This is a genomic window from Citrifermentans bemidjiense Bem (assembly GCF_000020725.1).
GTDB lineage: Bacteria > Desulfobacterota > Desulfuromonadia > Geobacterales > Geobacteraceae > Geomonas > Geomonas bemidjiensis.
In genome coordinates this window covers 2,355,949-2,376,812 of the sequence record NC_011146.1, presented here as the reverse complement: position 1 = coordinate 2,376,812, position 20,864 = coordinate 2,355,949, and the positions used below count along the sequence as shown (strand labels likewise).

Annotated in this window: 16 protein-coding genes; 9 read left to right on the top strand and 7 right to left on the bottom strand. The window is 59.8% G+C overall.

The features are described from left to right. Window positions 1-437: 437 nt before the first annotated feature. From GBEM_RS10335 to GBEM_RS10310, 6 genes are all read right to left on the bottom strand, one after another. Window positions 438-1,340, bottom strand: coding sequence for a Ppx/GppA phosphatase family protein (locus GBEM_RS10335; protein WP_012530496.1), 903 nt, complete (start codon window positions 1,338-1,340; stop codon window positions 438-440). Then, the gene (locus GBEM_RS10330; protein ID WP_012530495.1) at window positions 1,337-3,010 is read right to left on the bottom strand and encodes a Na/Pi cotransporter family protein; all 1,674 of its coding nucleotides are present in this window, start codon (window positions 3,008-3,010) and stop codon (window positions 1,337-1,339) included. The genes GBEM_RS10335 and GBEM_RS10330 overlap by 4 nt, the downstream gene beginning before the upstream one ends. Before the next feature lie 140 nt (window positions 3,011-3,150). Then, on the bottom strand, window positions 3,151-3,426 hold the full coding sequence (locus GBEM_RS10325; protein WP_012530494.1) for an HU family DNA-binding protein: 276 nt from the start codon (window positions 3,424-3,426) through the stop codon (window positions 3,151-3,153). A 28-nt stretch (window positions 3,427-3,454) separates the two neighbouring features. Beyond that, window positions 3,455-4,537, bottom strand: coding sequence for a tetratricopeptide repeat protein (locus GBEM_RS10320; protein WP_012530493.1), 1,083 nt, complete (start codon window positions 4,535-4,537; stop codon window positions 3,455-3,457). Between the two features lie 42 nt (window positions 4,538-4,579). Further along, a complete protein-coding gene (gene rlmD, locus GBEM_RS10315; RefSeq protein ID WP_041263194.1) occupies window positions 4,580-5,896 on the bottom strand; it encodes a 23S rRNA (uracil(1939)-C(5))-methyltransferase RlmD in 1,317 nt (438 codons plus the stop codon). Further along, window positions 5,889-6,281, bottom strand: coding sequence for a hypothetical protein (locus tag GBEM_RS10310; RefSeq protein WP_012530491.1), 393 nt, complete (start codon window positions 6,279-6,281; stop codon window positions 5,889-5,891). Before GBEM_RS10310 ends, rlmD begins: the two co-directional genes overlap by 8 nt. A gap of 179 nt (window positions 6,282-6,460) precedes the next feature. On the opposite strand from GBEM_RS10310, the gene infA reads away from it, so the two are divergent. From infA to GBEM_RS10275, 7 genes are all read left to right on the top strand, one after another. Further along, entirely contained in the window at window positions 6,461-6,679 is a 219-nt protein-coding gene (gene infA, locus GBEM_RS10305) for a translation initiation factor IF-1 (protein ID WP_012530490.1), read from the top strand. Between the two features lie 149 nt (window positions 6,680-6,828). Beyond that, window positions 6,829-7,392, top strand: coding sequence for an elongation factor P (efp, locus tag GBEM_RS10300; protein ID WP_012530489.1), 564 nt, complete (start codon window positions 6,829-6,831; stop codon window positions 7,390-7,392). 3 nt (window positions 7,393-7,395) lie between these two features. Then, on the top strand, window positions 7,396-8,304 hold the full coding sequence (gene epmA / locus GBEM_RS10295; RefSeq protein ID WP_012530488.1) for an EF-P lysine aminoacylase EpmA: 909 nt from the start codon (window positions 7,396-7,398) through the stop codon (window positions 8,302-8,304). Window positions 8,305-8,947: 643 nt separating this feature from the next. Then, on the top strand, window positions 8,948-9,934 hold the full coding sequence (gene bioB / locus GBEM_RS10290) for a biotin synthase BioB (protein WP_012530487.1): 987 nt from the start codon (window positions 8,948-8,950) through the stop codon (window positions 9,932-9,934). Window positions 9,935-9,971: 37 nt separating this feature from the next. Beyond that, the gene (gene bioD / locus GBEM_RS10285) at window positions 9,972-10,691 is read left to right on the top strand and encodes a dethiobiotin synthase (protein WP_012530486.1); all 720 of its coding nucleotides are present in this window, start codon (window positions 9,972-9,974) and stop codon (window positions 10,689-10,691) included. A gap of 81 nt (window positions 10,692-10,772) precedes the next feature. Continuing rightward, a complete protein-coding gene (gene bioA / locus GBEM_RS10280; RefSeq protein ID WP_012530485.1) occupies window positions 10,773-12,134 on the top strand; it encodes an adenosylmethionine--8-amino-7-oxononanoate transaminase in 1,362 nt (453 codons plus the stop codon). A gap of 309 nt (window positions 12,135-12,443) precedes the next feature. After that, entirely contained in the window at window positions 12,444-13,820 is a 1,377-nt protein-coding gene (locus GBEM_RS10275; RefSeq protein ID WP_012530484.1) for a TatD family hydrolase, read from the top strand. Between the two features lie 16 nt (window positions 13,821-13,836). Here the strand turns inward: GBEM_RS10275 and GBEM_RS10270 are convergent, their stop codons facing one another. Beyond that, on the bottom strand, window positions 13,837-15,972 hold the full coding sequence (locus tag GBEM_RS10270) for a sensor histidine kinase (RefSeq protein WP_012530483.1): 2,136 nt from the start codon (window positions 15,970-15,972) through the stop codon (window positions 13,837-13,839). 445 nt (window positions 15,973-16,417) lie between these two features. On the opposite strand from GBEM_RS10270, the gene GBEM_RS10265 reads away from it, so the two are divergent. Next, window positions 16,418-18,532, top strand: coding sequence for a sensor domain-containing diguanylate cyclase (locus GBEM_RS10265; protein WP_012530482.1), 2,115 nt, complete (start codon window positions 16,418-16,420; stop codon window positions 18,530-18,532). Between the two features lie 442 nt (window positions 18,533-18,974). Then, the gene (locus GBEM_RS10260; protein ID WP_226373849.1) at window positions 18,975-20,855 is read left to right on the top strand and encodes a PilZ domain-containing protein; all 1,881 of its coding nucleotides are present in this window, start codon (window positions 18,975-18,977) and stop codon (window positions 20,853-20,855) included. The last annotated feature ends 9 nt before the right edge of the window (window positions 20,856-20,864 follow it).

Below are 20,864 nucleotides of genomic sequence, written 5' to 3'. Positions count from 1 at the left end.
ATGGTTCATCTGCCGGCAACAAAAGGTTCGTTGCGTAACTATCAGCAACCTGATTTTCGCTCGACAGCCAGTCGCTAAATCAGGCAAAGCAGCCCACTGCCAGTCCTTTTATGGCTGAAAAGTTTTAGAAATTGTGCAGATGTTGTGCCTACATTTGAAAATAAAAAGATATGACAGTAAGTCAGGTAGTTGTGAGGCAGGAATGTGGGGGAAAATGAAACTAAGGTTGCGCTTTACCCTAAAGAGGCAGGGGCTGGCGAAGAAAGCGAGGAAAGTAAATTGTTGATTTACTGAGATTTTGCGAAAGGGTGCAAAAAATCGTACAGCTGTCGCTTTTTTTGCACCCTTTCGCGCGCAGCGCAACGGCAGGAAAGGGGGTCATCAGCGGCAGACGCAACGTGAACCGGGGGCAAAGAAGCATCCGGCCTGACCCGGGCTCAAACCCCTAGTATCAGCCCTTCGAGCAGCCCCGAGTCGCTCACCTTGAAGGTCTCGAAGCCGAAGATGCGCATGGTGGTGAGAACCACCAGTACCCCGGCTATGATGAGGTCCTCGCGCCCTGGTTCCAGCCCTTTCACTTCGAGCCTCTGTTGCGGCGTCAGCGGCAGTAGCTGCCGGTATATCTTTTCCACGGCGGCAAGCGGCATGGTGTGGTTGTTCACCCGCTTGTAATCGTAATCTTCCATCCCCATGTCTATGGCGGCAAGTGTCGTGGCGGTCCCTGCGGTCCCTACCAGCGTCGCCTTCCTGAAGCGCTCCTCGAGCCCCTGCGCCGCCAGTTCCTTTTGCAGCGCGGTCAGCTCGCGACTGATCTTGTCCTCCATCTCTACGACCCCGGCCTTCCCTTCGGTGAGCCTGACCACGCCGATAGGGAGGCTGCGGGAGAATACCGGCTGCAGGTCAGAGGCGAGGGTGTACTCGGTGCTCCCGCCTCCCACGTCGAAGACTGCCAGGTCGCATTCCTTGCGATCCAGGATCGAGCCCACCCCTCTCAGCGTCAGCACCGCCTCCTCCGTGCCGTCGATCACCTCCAAAGCGATGCCGGTCTCGGCAAGCACCCTTTGCACGAACTCTTCACCGTTTTTCGCGTCCCTAACGGCGCTGGTGGTAACCGCCCGCAGCCGGACCACGCCGTGGTGCGACATGTCGAGCGCGAACTCCTTCAAGGCGGCGATGGAACGAAGCTGCGCCTCCTCGGAGAGTCCGCGCTCACGGGTAAAGCCCCCCCCGAGCCTGGTGATGATCCGTTTCAAAAGTATCTGGCGGTAGGGGTCACGGCCGGCGATGAGCAGCCTCGCGGTATTGGTGCCAAGGTCGATGGCGGCTACGGTGTGGTTCATGCGGCGATTCCTTTTTTCTGGGAGATGATGGAGAAGCATAGTTCGGAGATCTTGCAGAAGGCGATGATCATGTCGCCGTAGAGAAGCCCCGCCACGATGCTGCACTTGCCGACTTTAAGCCGGCGCAGATGGCTCGCCTGCAGCTCCTCTTGAAGCAGGGCCACCTCAGCGCGCAGGGGGGCCGGGTCCTCGTCCTCCTCCCCTTTAAGGACTCGCTCGCAAAGGGAAACGACTTCCCCCACCTTGGTGGCGAAGCGCTTCAACTCCTCCATGGCCGAGCTGGAAAAGCGGAGCCGTTCCTCTTTCTTGCGCACCAGGTAGTTCAGCACCGCCTCGGTCTGGTCCCCCACCTGCTCAATCTCGTTCACCATCTGCAGCATGGCAGGTATCTCCACTGCCCGCTCCAGCGAGAGCGTCTCCCTGGAAAGCGCCACCAGGAAATGGGACATGTCGCGGTGCAGCACGTCGAGCACCAGTTCCTTGTCCCTGATCGCGGCGACGACCTTCGGGTTGTAGGAGTCGAACTGCGACACCAGTTCGCGATACATGGCGGCTGAAAGCCCCCCCATGCGGGAGAGTTCGCTCCAGGCCTGCACCAGCGCGATGGTAGGCGTCTTGATCACCCGCGTGTCGATGAACCTCGGGCGCGGCTCGCTCTCGGAGCGCCGGGCGGGGAGAAGCGTTTCGGCGGAACGGGTGAAAAAGCCGAGCAGGGGAAGAAAGATCAAGAGCGACGCGACGGTAAATATGGTGTGGGCGTTGGCCAGGTGCCTGGCGACGTACGGCCGCAGCGCCTGGGCCACCGCATGCGGGGCGGCGCCGGGTTGCTGCAAAAGCGACAGATCGCCTGGGGAGACGGCATTGATCGCGCGCAGGAAAAGCGGGAAGAAGAGGAGCCCGAGCGCGATGGCGCCCCAGCTGATACCGAGGTAGATGACGACCGCCCTTTTGGCGGTTTGGCTCCCCCCGACGGAGGCGATGAGCGGGATCAGCGCCGCTCCAGCCACCTCGCCGATGACCATGGCGATGGCGGCGTCATAGGAGAGGACTCCCGCGGAGGCAAGCGCGATGACGATTCCCAAGGTCGCGCTTCCCGACTGCACCAGGAAGGTCAAGAGCGCCCCCAGGAGCACCGCAGCCAGCCGGATCGAGGGAAGCCCCTCGCGCATCCCGGAGATGATGGCGCTTTCGCTCAAGGGAAGCGATGCCCCCTCGATGATGGAGAGGCCGAAAAAGACGAGCCCCACCCCCAAAAGCAACCCGCCCAGTTGCGACAAGCGCCTGCTTTTGGAGAAGAAGCTCAAAAGGACCCCGACGGTGATGGCGGGAAGCGCCAGCGCCGTGACCCGGAAGGCGATGATTTGAATGGCGAGGGTTGTGCCGATGCCGGTGCCCAGAAGCACACCGAGGGCCTGGTACAGCGAGAGGAGCCCGGCGTTGACGAAGCCGACCACCAGTACCGATGCGGCACTGCCGGACTGCAACAACGAGGCGAGGCAGCTTCCGACCAAAGGCGCGGTGAGCCGGTTGCCGGTTGCCTTCTCCAAAAGCCTGCGGAGACGTTCCCCGCTCACCTTTTGCAGCCCCTCCGACATGGTGCGCATGCCGAGGATGAAAAGCGCCAGCCCGCCCAGCCCCTCGATGATGTAGGACCAATAAGTGGGGACCATATGAAAGTCGTGGCTCCGAGGTTTGGGTCAACTTTGAAGTTGAGCCGTTGACAAGTGAAAGGCGCCTTGCGGGCGTGCGCTACCCGGAAGGCGCCTAATGGGCCAAAAAAGGTGAGACCGATCTGCTCCTAGCTTTAAGCCTAGCTGGAGACTTTCTCTTTCAGTTCTTTACCGACCTTGAAGAAGGGAAGCTTCTTCGCCTTGACGGAAATGGATTCGCCTGTCTTTGGATTTCTACCGGTGTAGGCGTCGTACTCTTTCACCACGAAGCTTCCGACCCCCCTGATCTCGATCCTGTCGCCGGATAAAAGGGCGTCGGTCATCGAGGCGAAGACTGCGTTGACCACCTCCTCGGCCTTCTTGAAGGAGAGGGTTTTCTTTGCGGCGAGAGATTCAATGAGTTCCGATTTGTTCATTGTGCACCTCCGGAGAACCGTATTTACGTTAGCAGCATCCTTTTAAGTACTTTTTGGCTAGGTATTTGACTTCCTCGGTACGTCCCTGGCTTCCCAGGATCGGGACCAGCTTCTCGGCGGCTGCGCGCGCCACGGTCGGCATCTCCAGCGCCTTCGACCACATCTCGATCGCCTTCGCCTCGTCCCCCGTCGTCTCGTAGAGCTCGCCCAGTATGAACTGCGCCTGGTCCGCCATCACGTCTTCTGCCTGCATCCGTTCAACCAGGGCGATCGCCTCGGCATACCTGCCGCCGCCGGCCAAAAGTTGCACCAGCGCCAGGTAAACCATGCCGTTTTGCGAGTTGACCAACAGAGCACGATTCAGAAGTCCCTCGCTCTCATGAATGCGCCCGGCCCTAAACATTATAAGTGCCACTTCGTATAATACAATGTCATTTTCACCAGATAACAGCATTTCTTGCAAAACGGGAAGTGCATTAGCGTCCTTTCCGTCGTGTATCATGAGATAGGCCTGGGCGAATTTGCTCCCCATGGCGCCGTAACGGGCGGGGAGGTCGCCGGGAAGCGGCGCCACCATGAGGTGGAACTGGTCTTCTTCCGCGAGATCGAATCCGGCGGGCTCAGCCTCCAGAGGCTTGTGGTGTGCATGGGTGCCGCAGGAGGTGCAGGAGCCTCCGCCGTGCGGTTTGTAGGGGCCGGCAACTTCCTTCGCGGGAGCGGCGGCAGCCGTGGGAGCAGCGGCTGCGGCAACGGGCGCGGACTGGGGCGCGTCCCCCTGCTGCACCCTGGCAAGCCCCGCCGTTGCCTTGGCCTTGATCCCCTGGTCCGCTGCCAGTTCGCCAGCAAGGGTGAAGTGGTCGAACGCCTTTTGCAGCTCACCCTGGTTCAGGGAATGCTCCCCCTCCTCCAGGTTGAGCTCGCCCAGGCGGTTTCCCGAGTGGTCGAGCCCCTGGCGGATCTCGCCCTGGTCGTTGGCGGCGTCAGCCGGGCAAAGCCTCAGCGCTTCGAGAAAGTCGACCCGGGCGTCGGCATAGCGCTCCGCCGCCAGGAACTTTGCGCCCTGGGTCTGGTAGTAACGATGATCCTTCTTCTTGAAAAGTCCGAATAACATGAGGCCCTCCGCCTTTACTTAAATTTGTATTTATTTTGTATTTCAATCCCGAATCAGTTCGGTCACGCTCTCCAGGTGGTAGGTCTGCGGGAACATGTCCACCGGCTTGGAGCGGGCGACCCGGTACCCGGCCCCGCAAAGCTGGCCCAGGTCGCGCGCCAGGGTGGCGGGGTCGCAGGATACATAGAGGATTCTTTCCGGCGCCAAAATAGCCAGCTCCCCGGCAGCTTCGGCGCCGGCGCGCGGCGGGTCGAGGACGACCAGGTCGAACTTTTCCTTGCGCTTTGCCAGCCGCCGCACCGAAAGCGCCGCGTCACCCACGAGGTATCTTGCGTTGAGGGCGCCGTTTGCCTCGGCGTTGGCCGCGGCGTCGACGATCGAGGGAGCGTACCCTTCCACCCCGACCACTTCGCCGACCAAAGGCGCGATGGGAACCGAGATGTTGCCGTTGCCGCAGTAAAGGTCGAGCACCCGGGCTCCTTCCCGCAGCGCGCCCCACTCCCCCACCGTCTTGATCAGCTCCAGGTTCTGACGATAGTTGACCTGGGAGAACCCACCGCGGCTGAAGCGAAGCCGCACCTCGCGCGACCCGGGGAAGAGCCCGGCGGGAACCCCGTAGCTCAGGGAGTCGACGCCGAAGACGGCGCTCATTTCCCCCTTCTCCCCGGTCTTCACGTAAGCACCAGTTACAGAAGGAAGCTCAGGTCGGGCGGCAAGAAGGCAATCCAAAAGAGAGGCGGCGTCTTTCCCGCGGTAGTGGAAGACCGCGATGGACTCCCCGTCGTCGCCCATGGCGAGATCCACCTGGGTTATCCCCTCAAGCTGCGGCAGCCTCGGCAAAATCCCCCTGACCTCGGCCAGCGCCTGGTTCAAAAGTGGCGCAGCCAGGGCGCACCCCGCGGCGAGATCGACCACGTCGTGCGAGCCGCGCTTGAAAAACCCCAGCGTCGGGATGCCGCCTTTACGGGCGACTTTGAGCTGGATGCGCGAGCGGTAACCGAAGCACTCAGGCGAGGGGGAAACCGGCAAAACCAGCTCGCGCGGCACCTTCCCGATGCGCGCCAGCGTGTCGGCGAAGATCTCCCCTTTTTGCTTCAACTGCTCGGCATAGGGAAGATGCTGCCAATCGCATCCGCCGCAGACCCCGAAATAGGGACAGGCGGGGTCGGTGCGCAGCGGCGAAGGCTCCAAGAGCTCGACCACCTCGGCCTCGGCGAAGGAGCGCTTCTCCTTGACCACCCGGACCCGGGCCTTGTCGCCCGGCGCGGTGAGCGGAACGAAGCAGGCCTTGCCGTCGATGCGGCCAAAGCCCGCGCCGCCGTAGCATAGCCTCTCGATTTCGACAACCGCCTCAGCCACGGTAGCCGCCGACCACAAATGCCTTTCTCTTGCCCAGTATCCGCTTCAATTCGGACTGCACCAGCTTGCGGGGAAACTCCGAGCCGGAGAGGTAGGAAAGCGAATGGTCGACGAAGTGCTGGATCACCTTTTCGACGGTCCCCGGGATGTCGTCGGTGGCAACTCCCTGGTGCTCGATGTCCTTGGAATAGCTGACGCTGCCGCCCAAAAGCTTGGCGGCGTCGTGGTGCGCGGCAGCGTCCTCGAAAAGGTCGGCGTTAAGCGGCACCTCGCAGCAGATGCTGATGCGAACCTGATGATAATCGCCGAAATAGCGGCGCGTGGCATCGAAGAATCGAACGGTGAGCCCGTTGGCAAGCGGGATCTCCCTGATAAGTTTTTTCATGTAAAGCGGGGCTCCTTGGAAAATCTCGCCCTATTTCTAGCATGTTATGAAAATCCTGTAAATAGCGTATGCTGCGGGGGGCGAAATCCTCCAGAGAGTGAAAACCAGCTTGCAATTTGCGATAAATATTTGTAGACTCACAGATTGTTAAAGAAGCCACCCAACGGCCAGGAGAAAAAATGAGCAAGGAAGAAGCAATAGAAGTAGAAGGAACGGTAATCGAGCCGCTTCCGAACGCGATGTTCAAGGTCAAGCTGGAAAACGACCACATGGTGCTGGCACACATCTCTGGCAAAATGCGGAAGTTTTTCATCAAGATTCTGCCCGGCGACAAGGTGACCGTCGAACTCTCGCCTTACGATCTTAGCCGCGGCCGCATCACCTACCGCGCCAAGTAGTCCTCCCACAAGTCTTCGGCGTCTGTCCCAGCCATCTTCCGATCAGCTGCAAGGCATAACGGATATAAAGGACCAACGGGTTTAGCCCGCCGCCTCTCGCTGCGCGCTGGATCTTTATTTAATTTCACCAGATAGAGAAGGAAGAGCACATGTATACTGCAGCCGATCTGAAAAAAGGGCTGAAGATCGCCATCAACGACGAACCGTACATCATCACCCACTTCGATTTCGCGAAACCGGGCAAAGGTCAGGCGCTTTACCGGACCAAGATGAAGAACATGATCACCGGTTCCACCATGGACCGCACCTACCGTTCCGGCGAAACCTTCGAGCCGGCCCGCCTGGAAGACCGTGTGATGCAGTACCTGTACAAGGAAGACGATCACTACTGCTTCATGGACAACGACACCTTCGAGCAGATCCACATCAGCGAAGAGGCCATGGGCGACGCCAAAAACTACCTGATCGACAACCTCCAGGTGGACGTTCTCATCTTCAGGGAGAAGGCCATCGGCGTCGACGTCCCCAACTTCGTCAATCTCAGAGTGGTGCAGACCGACCCCTGGGTCAAGGGTGACACCTCCGGCAGCGACTCCAAGCCCGCTACCGTCGAGACCGGCTACGTGCTCCGCGTTCCCCCCTTCATCGAAGAGGGAGAACTGATCACCATCGACACCCGCACCGGCGAATACTCCACCAGGGTAAAGGGGTAACGCATGGGAAGCTGGCCCCTGGCCAGGCGCCGCCAGGCGCTGGTCGAGCGGGGGGCGATCTTCAGCAGGATAAGAGAGTTTTTTCAAGAAAAGGGGTATCTCGAAGTCGAGACCCCTTTTCGCATACCTGCCCCCGCCCCTGAAGCCCAGATCGACGCTATCCCCGCCTCGGGATGGTTCCTGCAGACCTCCCCGGAACTCTGCATGAAGCGGATGCTTGCGGCAGGCTACCAGCGCATCTTCCAGATCTGCCGCTGCTGGCGTGACGGCGAGCGCGGCGCGAGGCACCTGAGCGAGTTCACCATGCTGGAGTGGTACCGTTCCGAAGCCGACTACCTGGTGCTGATGGAGGAAACGGAAGCGCTCGTCCAGCACGCCGCCGCAACCGGCAGCATAAGCTACCGCGGACAGCAGATAGAACTTAGCGGCAAGTGGGAGAGGATCACCGTCGCCAACGCCTTCCTGCGTTACGCCGGGACCTCCATGTGGCCGGCGCTTGCCGAGGGCACCTTCGACGAAATCATGGTCGAGCTCATCGAGCCCAATCTCGGCCTTGCCCGCCCCACCTTCATCTACGATTATCCGGCCAGTTGTTCCGCCCTCGCCCGACTCAAGCCTTCCGACCCAACAGTTGCCGAACGTTTCGAGCTCTACATCGGCGGACTCGAAATCGCCAACGCATTTTCCGAACTGATCGACCCGGTCGAACAGCGGGCGAGATTCGTTGCCGAAGCCGCCGAACGTGCGGCGCAGGGAAAGACCGGTTACCCCATGCCGGAGAAGTTCCTGTCCGCCCTAGACGAGATGCCGGAAGCCGCAGGAATAGCCTTGGGACTCGACCGTCTGGTCATGGTGCTGCTCGATGCCGAAATTATCGACGAGGTAGTCGCCTTCACGACGGAAGAGCTTTAACCCCCTCTACTAACCCTCATCCCCACCCCCCACTCCCCGGTCATGAGATGGGCGCGTTTCAATTTGTCATGACCGCGTGCCAATTTGTCATGGACGCGTTGCAATTTGTCATGGACGCGTTGCAATTTGTCATGACCGCGTGCTAATTTGTCCTGACCGCGTGCTAATTTGTCCTGACCGCGTGCTAATTTGTCGTGACCGCGTGCAAGTTTGTCATGACCGCGTTGCAATTTGTCATGGGCGCGTTGCAATTTGTCATGGGCGCGTGCTAATTCATCATGAGCTCGTGCTAATTTGTCATGAGCACATGACAAATTGACCTGAGCGCGTGACAAGTTGTCATGGGGGTGTGTCAATTCATCATGAGCGCGTGCCAAGTTGTCATGAGCTCGTGACAAAATTACCTGAGCACATGACAAGTTAACCTGGGCACCTTTCAGATTGTCGGGGCGTGTAAAGGATTTGGTGTAAATGCCCGTTCGGCTATCGGGCTGACTTGAAATTTACACGCCAGCCTTACTATTGCCGGTGGGGGGTGAAGGGCCACCGAATCATACTTCCAACCTGCGCCTCGTCAACCTGCTACGCTGATTTGGTTGACAACCTCGTCACCACATGTTAAATCAGCGCCTGGAGGATTTACATGGAAAAGATGATCAATGACATAGCCCATAGGATCATAGCAGGTGGTTCGATCACCGAAGCAGAGGCCATCCAACTCACGCAAGTGCAGGGAACCGAGGTCTACGACCTCTTCCGCGCCGCCACTCGCGTGAAGGAGCATTTCGTCGGCAACGAGGTGCATCTCTGTTCCATAATCAACGCCAAGTCCGGCCGCTGCGCCGAGAACTGCGCCTTCTGCGCCCAGTCGGCGCACCACAAAACGGACGCACCGGTGTACCCGCTGGTCCAAGAGGAAGAGATGCTGGCTTCGGCACGCATGGCCGAGACCAACGGCTCTGCCTGCTTCGGCATCATCACCAGCGGCACCACCGTCAACGGCCCCGAACTGGAGCAGATCCTCACGGCGCTGCGCCGCATCAGGAAGGAAACCACCATCCTCCCCTCCTGCTCCCTCGGCATCATCGACGAGGAGACTGCGAGAAAGCTCAAGGAAGCCGGGATGGACACCTACCACCACAACCTTGAGACCGCTGCGAGCTTCTTCCCGCAGATCTGCACCACGCACGACTACCAGGACGACGTGAACACGGTGCGCGCGGTAAAGAAGGCCGGGGTCAAGGTCTGCTGCGGCGGCATCTTCGGGCTTGGCGAAAGCGCAGCCCAGCGTGTGGAGATGGCGCTCACCCTCAAGGATCTCGACGTCGACTCCGTGCCGATGAACTTCCTGAACCCAATCGAGGGGACGAGGCTTGAGGGGGCCGCGAACATCACCGCCCAGGAGTGCCTGAAGACCATCGCCATCTACCGGCTGATCCTCCCCGGCAAGCGCATCACCGTCTGCGGTGGCAGGGAAAAGAACCTGCGCGACCTGCAGTCCTGGATCTTCTTCGCCGGCGCGAACGGCACCATGATCGGCAACTACCTGACCACGCTGGGGAGAAACGTCGACACCGACCTCACCATGTTCAGCGACCTGGGGCTTAAGACCGTCATGTGCGCCCACTGAGCCGCCCTCAAATACCGCCACGTAAGGAAAGATAACCATGGCTGCAAAAAGCATTTTCATAACCGGCACCGACACCGGGGTCGGCAAGACCATCGCATCGGCCACCATCGCCATGCTGCTCAGAAGAATGGGTCATAAGGTCGCAGTGATGAAGCCCGTGACCAGCGGCTGTATCGAGCGCGACGGGCGTCTGGTCTCGGAGGACGCAGAGCTTCTGTGCTACGCCGCGGGCGTCCCCGTTACTCCGGACTCCGCCCCCTATCTCTTGAGGGCTCCGGTTGCTCCCTCCATCGCCGCCTCGCAGGACGGGGTCCGGATCAGCTTCGACACCATCAAGGAGGCGTACCAAAGGCTCGCCGAAAGCAACGACTTCGTCATCGTCGAGGGTGCCGGGGGACTGATGGTCCCTCTTGCCGGCGGGCTACTGGTAGCCGACCTGGCCCAGCACCTGGGACTTCCCATCGCCGTGGTGGCAAGGCCGGACCTGGGAACCGTCAACCATACGCTTCTCACCGTCTTCTGCGCCCGCACCATGGGGCTCAAGGTCAAAGGGGTCATCGTCAATCGCTACCCCGATTCCCCGGGGGAAGCCGAGTCCTATGCGCCGCACATGATAGATTCCCTCTCCGGCGCGCAGCTGCTCGGGCTTTTCCCCGATACCGACGGGAAAGACGACCGCGAAGTGACGGAGAGGCTCGTCGAGCGCTTGCTGCAACAACCGGCGACGGGGATCATGCTGCGGGAGCTGTTCGATTAACAGCAATTGACAATTGACGATTGATAATTGACAACGAAAAACCCTGAACACAGCAGGGACTGACGTTGAGGAGATTTGAACGTGGTTGAACTGGATACGGAAACGCTGAGACGCTACGACAGCGAATACCTCTGGCACCCCTTTACCCAGATGAGCGAGTGGGAAGGCGCCGAGAACATCATCATCACCAGGGGCGAAGGCTCGTACATCATAGATACGGACGGCAACCGCTACCTTGACGGGGTGGGCGCGATCTGGACCAACGTGCACGGACACTGCCGCGCCGAGATTAACGAGGCGGTGAAACAGCAGGTGGACCGGCTGGAGCACTCGACGCTCCTCGGGCTCTCTAACGACCGCGCTGCACACCTGGCCAAACGCCTGATCGATATCGCCCCGCCGGGACTGGCCAAGGTCTTCTACTCTGACAACGGCTCGACCGCGGTCGAGATCGGCGTCAAGATGGCGTTCCAGTACCAGCAGCAGACCGGGAACAAGCAAAAAACCAAGTTCATCCGCTTCGACAACGCCTACCACGGCGACACGGTGGGCTCGATGAGCGTGGGCGGCATCGCCATCTACCACGAGGTTTACGCGCCGCTTCTCTTCCCTACCATCATGGCACCCTCCCCTTACTGCTACCGCTGCACTCTTTCCCCGGAAGGCGACTGCAACAGTTGCGGCCTGCTCTGCCTGAAGGAACTGGAGCGGCTCATGGAACAGCACGCCCACGAACTGGCGGGGCTCGTCATCGAGCCGTCGGTGCAGGGCGCGGGCGGGATGATCGTGCAGCCCCCCGGTTTCGTCAAGGGGGTGAGGGAGCTCTGCGACCGCTTCGACGTGCTGATGATCGCGGACGAAGTGGCGGTCGGTTTCGGCAGGACCGGCGCCATGTTCGCCTGCGGCAAGGAAGGGGTCACCCCCGACATCATGGCCCTTTCCAAGGGGATCTCCGCCGGCTACCTCCCCCTTGCCGCGACGCTCACCACGAAGAAGATCTACGACGCCTTCTGGGGTGACTACGCGGAACTGAAGACCTTCTTCCACGGGCACACCTTCACCGGCAACCCCATCGCCTGCGCCGCGGCTCTGGCGAGCCTCGATCTTTTCGAAAAGGAGCGCCTGCTCGAGTCGCTCCCCCCCAAGATCGCCTACCTGAACCAGCGGCTGCATGGGCTTCTCGAACTCCCGCACGTTGGAGACGTGAGGCAGGAGGGGATGATCGGCGGCATCGAGCTCGTGGTCGACAAGGATACGAGAAAGCCCTATCACTGGGAGGAGCGTGTCGGCGTCAGGGTATGCCTGGAGGCGAGAAAGCGCGGCCTGTTCCTGCGGCCGCTGGGAAACATCATCGTTATCTTCCCGCCTCTTTCCATCTCCATGGACGAGCTTGCCCTCCTGATGGACGGCATCGAGGCGTCCATCACCGCAGTCACCGGCTGATAGCAGCTTCATCCGGGCAGTGCCTCTACGGGTCAGAAAGCTCTAGCTTCCTGGCCCGTATTGCATTAGAATGACTGACTTTGCGGCGAGAAGCTCCCCTTTGCCCCCCTTCGCAAAGGATACTACTCCCCCCCTCCCTTGACGGGAGGGGGACGGGGGGTGGGTGAAGCCGCAAGGTACAGAAATGGTGGCATCTTACCCCACCCCCTAACCCCCTCCCGCAAGGGGAGGTGGGACCAATAGCGACTTCCCCGGAAATTTCTTCGAACCTTGCTAAAGGCGGACTTTTAGCACAAAGGAGCAACCGACATGGAACTGATCGACAGCCACGCGCACATATATGGCAAGGAGTACGCGGCCGATTTCGAGGAGATGATGGAGAGGGCCGCGGAGGCTGGAGTCGGCACCATCGTGGCGGTGGGAGCCGACCTGGAATCTAGCCAGGAAGCGCTCGCCCTTGCCGGGGCGCGCGAAAACGTCTACTGCTCGGTCGGCATTCATCCGCACGACGCGGACCGGGTGACCGAGCGCTGCTACGAACTGGTCCGCGAGATGGCGCTCTCAAGCCCCAAGGTGGTCGCCATCGGCGAAATCGGCCTCGACTTCTTCAGGGACCGCTCCTCGCGCGAAAACCAGGAGGAGGTCTTCCGGCGCTTCATCAGGATGGGGCGCGAATTGTCTCTGCCGCTGATCATCCACGACCGTGACGCCCACGACAGGATCATGGCGATCCTCAGGGAGGAGAAAGCCGGCGAGGTAGGAGGCGTGCTGCACTGCTTTTCCGGCGACCTCGCCATGGCGCAGGAGTGCATCGAGCTCGGATTCAAGATCTCCATCCCGGGGACGGTCACCTACCCCTCCAACGAGGCGCTCAGGGAAGTGGTGCGCGGGGTAAAGATCGAGCAGCTCATGGTGGAGACGGACGCCCCCTACCTGACGCCGGTGCCGCACCGCGGCAAGAGGAACGAGCCGGCCTTCGTGCGGCTTACGGCCGAGAGGGTGGCGCAGGTCAAGGGGCTTTCCCCCGAGGACGTCGGCAGGATCACCTCGTTCAACACCAGGAAGCTCTTCGGGATCCCGCAACCGGCCGAGCAGGACACCATTGCCTACATGATCCGCAACTCACTCTACCTGAATATCACCAACCGCTGCTCGAACCGCTGCACCTTCTGCCCCAAGTTCGACGATTTCGCGGTGAAGGGTCATGAGCTGAAGCTCTCCCACGAACCGAACTTCGCCGAGGTGATGGCTGCGGTAGACAGGGCCTCCGGTTTCGAAGAGGTGGTTTTCTGCGGCTACGGCGAACCGCTGGTCCGGCTCGACCTGGTGAAGGAGGTGGCTGCCGAATTAAAGCGTCGCGGCATCAAGGTCCGGATCAACACGGACGGGCAGGCGAACCTCGTGCACGGCAGGAACATCCTCCCCGAACTGGCAGGCCTTGTGGACGTCCTCTCGGTGAGCCTCAACGCCGCCAACGCCGAAGATTACCAGCGGTTGTGCAATACCCCCTTCGGAGCGGCAGGCTTCCAGGGTGTCTGCGATTTCCTCAGGGAAGCGCCCAAGCACGTGCCTCAGGTGACGGCAAGCGCAGTAACGGTGCCGGGACTGGATGTCGGAAAGGTGCGGGAACTGGCGCTGTCGCTGGGAGTGGATTACCGCGAGAGGGAGTACGCGGAGGTAGGTTGAAAGGGGCGGTGAGGCATCAATCGACGGCGAACTCGCCGGCATCGGCGGGAGCCTGCGAAGGTAAAACCATGGCCTTGGCGGCACCAGGGAGGGTGAAGTAGAAGGTCGCGCCTTCGCCGGGCTTCCCCTCCCCCCACACCTGCCCCCCCATGCGCTCGATCATCTTGCGCACGATGGAAAGCCCGAAGCCATGACCGGAGATATCGCTGTCGCCATGCAGCCTCTGGAAGGGCAGGAACAGCCGTTCGGCCTGCGACATGTCGAAGCCTTCCCCGTTGTCCGCAACGTAGCAGACCCCATCCCGCACGCCGAAGGAGATGGCACTTTCAACCTTGCCGGCCGTATATTTCCAGGCGTTCCCCAAAAGGTTCTCCATGACGCGGGTCAAAAGCTTCTCGTCGCCGGTCACCACCACGCCCTCCTGGATCTCCACCGTCAAGTCCCGTTTATAATCGACTATCCTCAGGTCCGCCATGATCCCGTGGGCGATCCGGCTCAGATCCACCGGCTTCAGGTCGAGTTGGGCCTGGCGTATCTCGGAGAGATCCAGCATCCGGTCCAGGGTCGCCTCCATCCGTTCCCCGCCGCTTATTATGCAGTTCAGGTACTCTTTGGCGTTGTCGTCCAACTGCGGACCGTAACTTTCCAGCAGCAGCTCTCCGTAGCCGTAGATCACCCTTATCGGCGTGCGCAGGTCGTGCGACACCGAATCGTAGAGAAACTCCAGTTCCTGGTTCGCGTGGGAGAGCTCCGAGGTTCGCTCGTCAACCCTGCGCTCCAGCAGCTCTGACGCCTTCCTCAGCTGCTCTGAAAGACGCCTTTCGTTGGCCAGGTGCATCGCGTTCCTGATGGCGATGCCGATCACCGGCGCCACCCCCTGGATCAGGTTCAGGTCGCTTTGCAAAAGCTCGCCTCCCCGTTTCATGTCGTCTACCGCGAAGACCCCCAGCGACTCCCCCTCGCAGACAATGGGGGCGCAGATGAAGGATTTCACCCCAAGCCCCACGAAGAAGGCGTAGTTTTCGGCACTTGCCCGCGCCTTCACCTCGGAAAGGTCGTTCACCAACAGCGGCTCCTGCCGGAGGAAGCAGCGGACCAGGACGCCGTGGGGCTCGCTGCTGGCAACCGGGAGCACCATCTGGGCAAGCTTTAGCTGGTGCTCCTCGCTGAACCCGAAACACCCCTTCAGCACCAGGGCTTCCCGGTCCCGGTCGAGTAGGAAGATGATGCCCCGGCCGTAATCGAGCCTTTTCAGCAGCACCTGGTTCACGCTCTTCAGGATGTCGTCGAGATCGGTCCTCGTGGAGAGCACCTCTCCGATCTCGTTGATCATCTGGGCGTTGTCGCAGTTGTCCTGCGTCTGGGTCAGCAGCTTTTCGGTGGAGTTGCGCATGCTGGTCAGCGACGAGAGAAGCGCCTTGCGCTCCTGGCCGTGCAGCAGCAGGGTGAAAAGGAGATAAACGAAGAGCGCCAGGGTAAGCGCAGGGGTGAAGAAGTGGCCGGCACCAAAGAAAAGGGAGAGCGAGCTTAGCGGCAGAAGCAGCAACGAAATACGGCGGGCGACGATCAGGCGCGAGACGAGCGACGGGTTCCACGAGATGTTGTAGCGGCAGACCTCTCCCCCCTTGAAGATGCACTCGGTATGGCGTATGCGGGGAAAATCGTAACCAAAGAGCAGGAAGGCGGCCTCGAAGTAGCCGATGCGGTTGTCGCACTGAGAGGGATTCTCGACCACCCCCGGCTCGAAAGCGACAGTAACCTCGATCTCACGCGGGCCGATCCTGCGGGAGGAACTGCGCGAGGAACGGGTGAACTTGCGCGCCAGCTTATGCATGACGAAGAAGAGGTATTCCGGGCCTACCAGCCCAAGAACGAAGGCGTGCAAAGAGCCCAGCCCCTCAGGCGAGGCGGCATACCTCCCGGCTTCCCGGGCAATGCGGGGGTCGCCGGTCATGAGGATCAGCTTGTCGGTGAAGAGGTCGATCTGCCGCTGACTGAACCAGTGCCCGGGATCCGCCACCTCCCACCTTTTCATGCGGGCATGGTTCAAAAGCTCGCCGATATCTACCTGGGGATACTTTTCCCTCAGCAGCTTCACGAACAAGCCTATGATGCGGCTGTTATACAGTGGCGTGTCGGGCCCAAAAGCCATTTCAATCCCTTCAACCGAAATGGCGAAAGTTTACCCATGAATAAGAGGATAATCAATTTAATAATCCATCGTTGAAACACTCTCATAGAACTTCGCAGTTACAATATCACTCAGATATATCTAGGAGACAAACTATAAAAAACTTTCTTTGTGTGATTCTGAATACAGAAAATTATCTTGATAGTCATAGTATAACTATTACAATGCTGCATCCAGAACTTCTGTGAGAAGCGACAAATATCACAAAGAGATATCTACTATAAAACGCACCAGTACGTTGCGGCACCCTCTCTTGATACAGCGCTGGGCGCTCCAAAAAACAAGGAACCCACCGGTGGCACGCAGCTTGCTGGATGAACTCCGCGCACGAGGCCTGTTGGCCGCTATTTGACGTATCATTTTCAAAGTGGGAGCCATGGCTGTGGGAAAAGGACCGGACAAAAAAATGTTCGAGGATCTGCTGGCGGGGCTTAAGAGCCTTCCCGCGCTGGCGCCCTACAGCCTTACCCTTTATTGCCGCACGCCATCTCGCGGAGAATTCGAGAACTGTTATTCCCTTGTAGAAGACGCGCTTTGCAGGGACGTGGCGCGGCAGTTTTTCGAACCCAACATGGAGGTGTACTTCCAGGAGGGAACCACCTCGGTCTGTCGCTACGGCGGCGGCTTCTTCGGCTTTGCCATCCCATTCCGGATCTGGAGCGACGAATTCTGCCTGGTGGGAGACGGGGTGAGGGACGATTCCATCGACCTCTGGCAGCTTGCCGCCTTGGCCCGCTCCGGCGGCGGCGAAGTCTTTTCGCTGTTTCCTTACGTGGAATCGCTTTGCACCGCTTCTCTTGCCGATGTCGAGCAGGTAGCCCACGAGGTCGCCGAGGAAGTCGCAAAGCTGGTGGAAAAACTCTCCCTGGCGCCGCAGACTCCCGCCCTACCCCCCTCCTCCCCCTCAGCCGCCGGCGAACCGGGCGAGGAACATTGCGACCCAAGGCTTGACGTCGTGGCCCGCTCGCTGGAGGAGCTCGACCTTGCCAAAACGGTAACCGAGACGATCGGGCTTTGCTGCGAAACCCTGGTCACCCATTTCAACTCACCCAAAACCGCCATAGCGCTCAGGGACGCCTCCGGCACCTCCTTCCAGGTCAGCGGAATCTGGGGACTCCCCGAAGATCTCGGCAGCATCCCCGCCGACGCCATGCACCTCTTCATGGCGAAAGACCGCCGGGCGAAGACGGTGCTCTTCGACGCGCAGATGCGCGGAGTGCTCCCCGCTCTGCAGGCGACCGTCTGCACCTGTTTCCCGCTGCGCTGCCAGGACGAGCGGCTGGGGTTTCTGGCCCTGTTCGACGTCGCCCCCGCGAAAAGCGATGCCCTGCTCATCTCCATGCTCGCCGGCGCGACGGCCGCAAAGCTTTCACGCATCATCAAGGATGCGGAGCAATCCAAGGAGAACGCCCTGTCCCAGCGGCTCATGTCGCTGACCAACACGCTGCTGCAGGTGGACAGCAAGGACGAGCTTTACCAAGCCATCCTCGAGATCGCCGCAGAACTGATCGACGCAATGCAAGGGTCCGTCATGCTGATCGACAAGGACGGGCAGAACATGCACATCGTCTTCACGCTCGGCATGACCCTCAACATCGCGCGCTGCCTCCCGGTCAAGGTAGGCAAGGGCATAGCGGGAATGGTGGCGCAGTCGGGCCAGCCCCTGCTGGTCAACGACGTGGAGAAGGACAGCCGGGTCGCCATGGCCAACAGGCTCCGCTTCAAGTCGAAATCGCTCATCTGCATGCCGCTCAAGCTCAAAGACAAGATCATCGGCGTCTTGAACCTCTCCGACAAGAAGAACCTCGCCCCCTTCACCGACGCAGACCTGCAGGTGCTCACCTCCTTCGCCAACCTGGCCTCGCTGATGATCGAGCGGACCGAGGTGCTGGAGGAATCCGAGCGTTTCGAGCAGCTTTCGGTCACCGATGCGCTCACCGGCCTTTACAACCGCCGCTTCCTGAAGAACCGGCTCGAGGAGGAACTGAACCGAAGCATACGCCAGGGACTGAACCTCACCGTCATCTTCATCGACCTCGACTTCTTCAAAAACTACAACGACCTCTGCGGGCACCTGGCCGGAGACGACGCCCTGAGGACCACGGCGGAAATAATCAAGGCCTCGCTACGCGACATGGACATCGTGGCCCGCTACGGCGGCGAGGAGTTCTGCGCGGTGCTCCCGGGAACCTCGAAGGTGGAGGCGATGATCGTCGCCGAGCGGATCAGGTCGGAGATAGAGAGGGAAATTTTTCCCGGCGAAAGCGAGATCCCGCAGGTCCGCCTCACCGCGAGCCTCGGGGTCGCCTCGTTCCCCGAAGACGGCCGCACCTTCACCGCCCTGGTGCACGCCTCCGACGTCGCCTTGTACGAGGCGAAGGCCGGCGGCCGCAACCGCATTGTCGCCGCCCGCACCTCCCCCGGGCAAAAAGAGACGCCGATCCCCGCCACTCCCCCCAAAACGTCTAAGACCCTCGACTTCAACGCCTATCTGGAAGCCTCGGTGGGTGCTAAAGGATAGCGCCCTGCAGCACCTGCATTTCCCTGCTTTTTTCTCAACAAACCCATGCTAAAACAGAAAGATACTGCATGATGCCGGTCTTTTTCTTTTGTAGTGAAAAAAAGTTACGTTCGTGGTATTTATGCGCAAGAACGAATATCTGTACCGTTGAAGCGACTACAGTACGTAAACAGGCATAGATGGCAGGGCAAGTTTTTCGGTCTGTCTCTGTTATGTTATAAGTTGTTAAGGAGCTTGAATGGAGAGCGCACGAAAAATTCTGCAGTTTGCCAGGCCGGGAACTATTATAGAATTCTCACTTGGAAGCCAGAAGGAGATCAGCCTAACAAAACTCATCAACAGACTGAACTTCATCAACTTCAAAGAAGACTCCATACTCGTCAACTTCAGGCACTCTAAGTATCCCCGCACCGTAAGCCTGGAGGCTCGCCCGCAGCCATGCTTGAACAACAAGCTGGAGTGCAGCTGGACCCTCACCAGCGAAGCGCAGCCCAATATCTCCTCCTGCACCTTCGAAAACATCTTCATCATCGACGGCACGAAGCTCGTGGTCGCGACCCCGGAACTGATCTCGGTGAGCGACACCGGCGCGACTTTCCTCCTTCCCGAGAAATGCATCGAGGTAAACTACCGCAAAACCAGGAGACACAGCTGCGAAGGGATCAAGGTCGAGCTGCTGCAGAATTCGGCGCGCTTCCAAGGGACCCTGCTCGACTTCAGCGCAGTCTCCTTCCGGGTCGAAACCGACGGAACGCCCAACCAGGCCTTCCACTGGGTCAACACGGAAGTCCCGGTGCAGGTGGTCTTCAGCAGCGAAGACGCCACAATCTACTCGGGTTCCTGCCGCATCATCTCTCAGACGCTTGGTCCCAGGTCGCGGATCTACGTGCTGGAGCCGTTGCAAAGCCAGATGCAGCGCTTCAAGGCGAAAGAGATACGCAGCGTGCGGCATGAGCTTTTGCCGCTGCCCAACGTCTTCTTCAAGCACCCGCTGAGCGGCAAGAACATCGACCTGAAGGTTGTGGATATTTCCGGGTCCGGTTTTTCGGTCAACGAGCAACAGGAGCGCTCTGTGCTGCTTCCGGGGATGATCATCCCCGAACTGGAACTGCGCATCGCCAACGGTTTCACCACCAAATGCATGGCTCAGGTGATCTACCGCCAGGTGCTCCAGGGCGAGGACGGCAGCGGGAGGGTCAAGTGCGGACTTAGCTTCCTGGACATGGACATCAGGGAGCACGTGAATCTCCTTGGCCTGCTCTACCTCGCCAAGGACAAGAACGCCTACATCAGCAACCGCGCCAACACCGAGGAACTTTGGCAGTTTTTCTTCGAGACCGGCTTCATCTATCCCGAAAAGTACGCCTTCGTCCAGGCCAACAAGGCGCAGCTAAAGGAGATGTACGACAAGCTCTACACCCAAAACCCCAGCATCGCGCGGCACTTCATCTACCACGAGAAGGGCGCCATCCTGGGGCACATGGCGATGCTGCGCTTCTACGAGAACAGCTGGCTCATCCACCACCACGCCGCGAACAAATCGGAATCCTCCACTGCCGGACTCGTGGTGCTGAACCAGTTGGCCCACTCGATCAACGACTGCTATAACCTGCACTCGGCGCACATGAACTTCGTCATCTGCTATTACCGCCCCGAGAACAAGTTCCCCAACCGCGTCTTCGGCACGGCCACGAAGCTGATCTCGGACCAGAAAGGGTGCTCCATAGACGCCTTCGCCTACCTGCACTACAAAAGAAGTTTTTCCGAGAACTGGAACTTCTCCGGCCCATGGGAACTGTCGCGCTCGAGCGCCGAGGACCTCTTCGAGCTGGAAAGCTTCTACGAGCAGGAATCGGGCGGGCTCATGCTGCACGCGCTCAACCTTGAGCCTGAGATGATCCATTACGAGGAGCTTTCCAAGGAGTACCAGCGTCTGGGCTTCAGCTTGAAAAGGCGCTGCTACACGCTGAAGAAACACGGGAACATAAAGGCCGTCTTCACCGTCAACCTCTCCGACGCGGGGCTCAACCTCTCCGATCTCACCAACTGCATCCAGGTGCTGATCATGGACCCGGAGATGCTCCCGAAAGACATCATCTACCTGGCGCTCTCCATCCTCACGCACAAGTACCGGCAAGACGACATTCCGGTCCTGGTCTATCCGGTCAGCTACGTGGAGGCGGCGGGCATTCCCTACGACAAGAAATATGCCCTTTGGTGCCTCAACGTCCAAAGCAGCGGCACCAAGTTCCTGAAGTACCTGACCACGCTCGTCACCAGGAACAAGAGCAAAAAACATACAGCTGAAGCATTGGCCCAGTGAGGCAAGGAT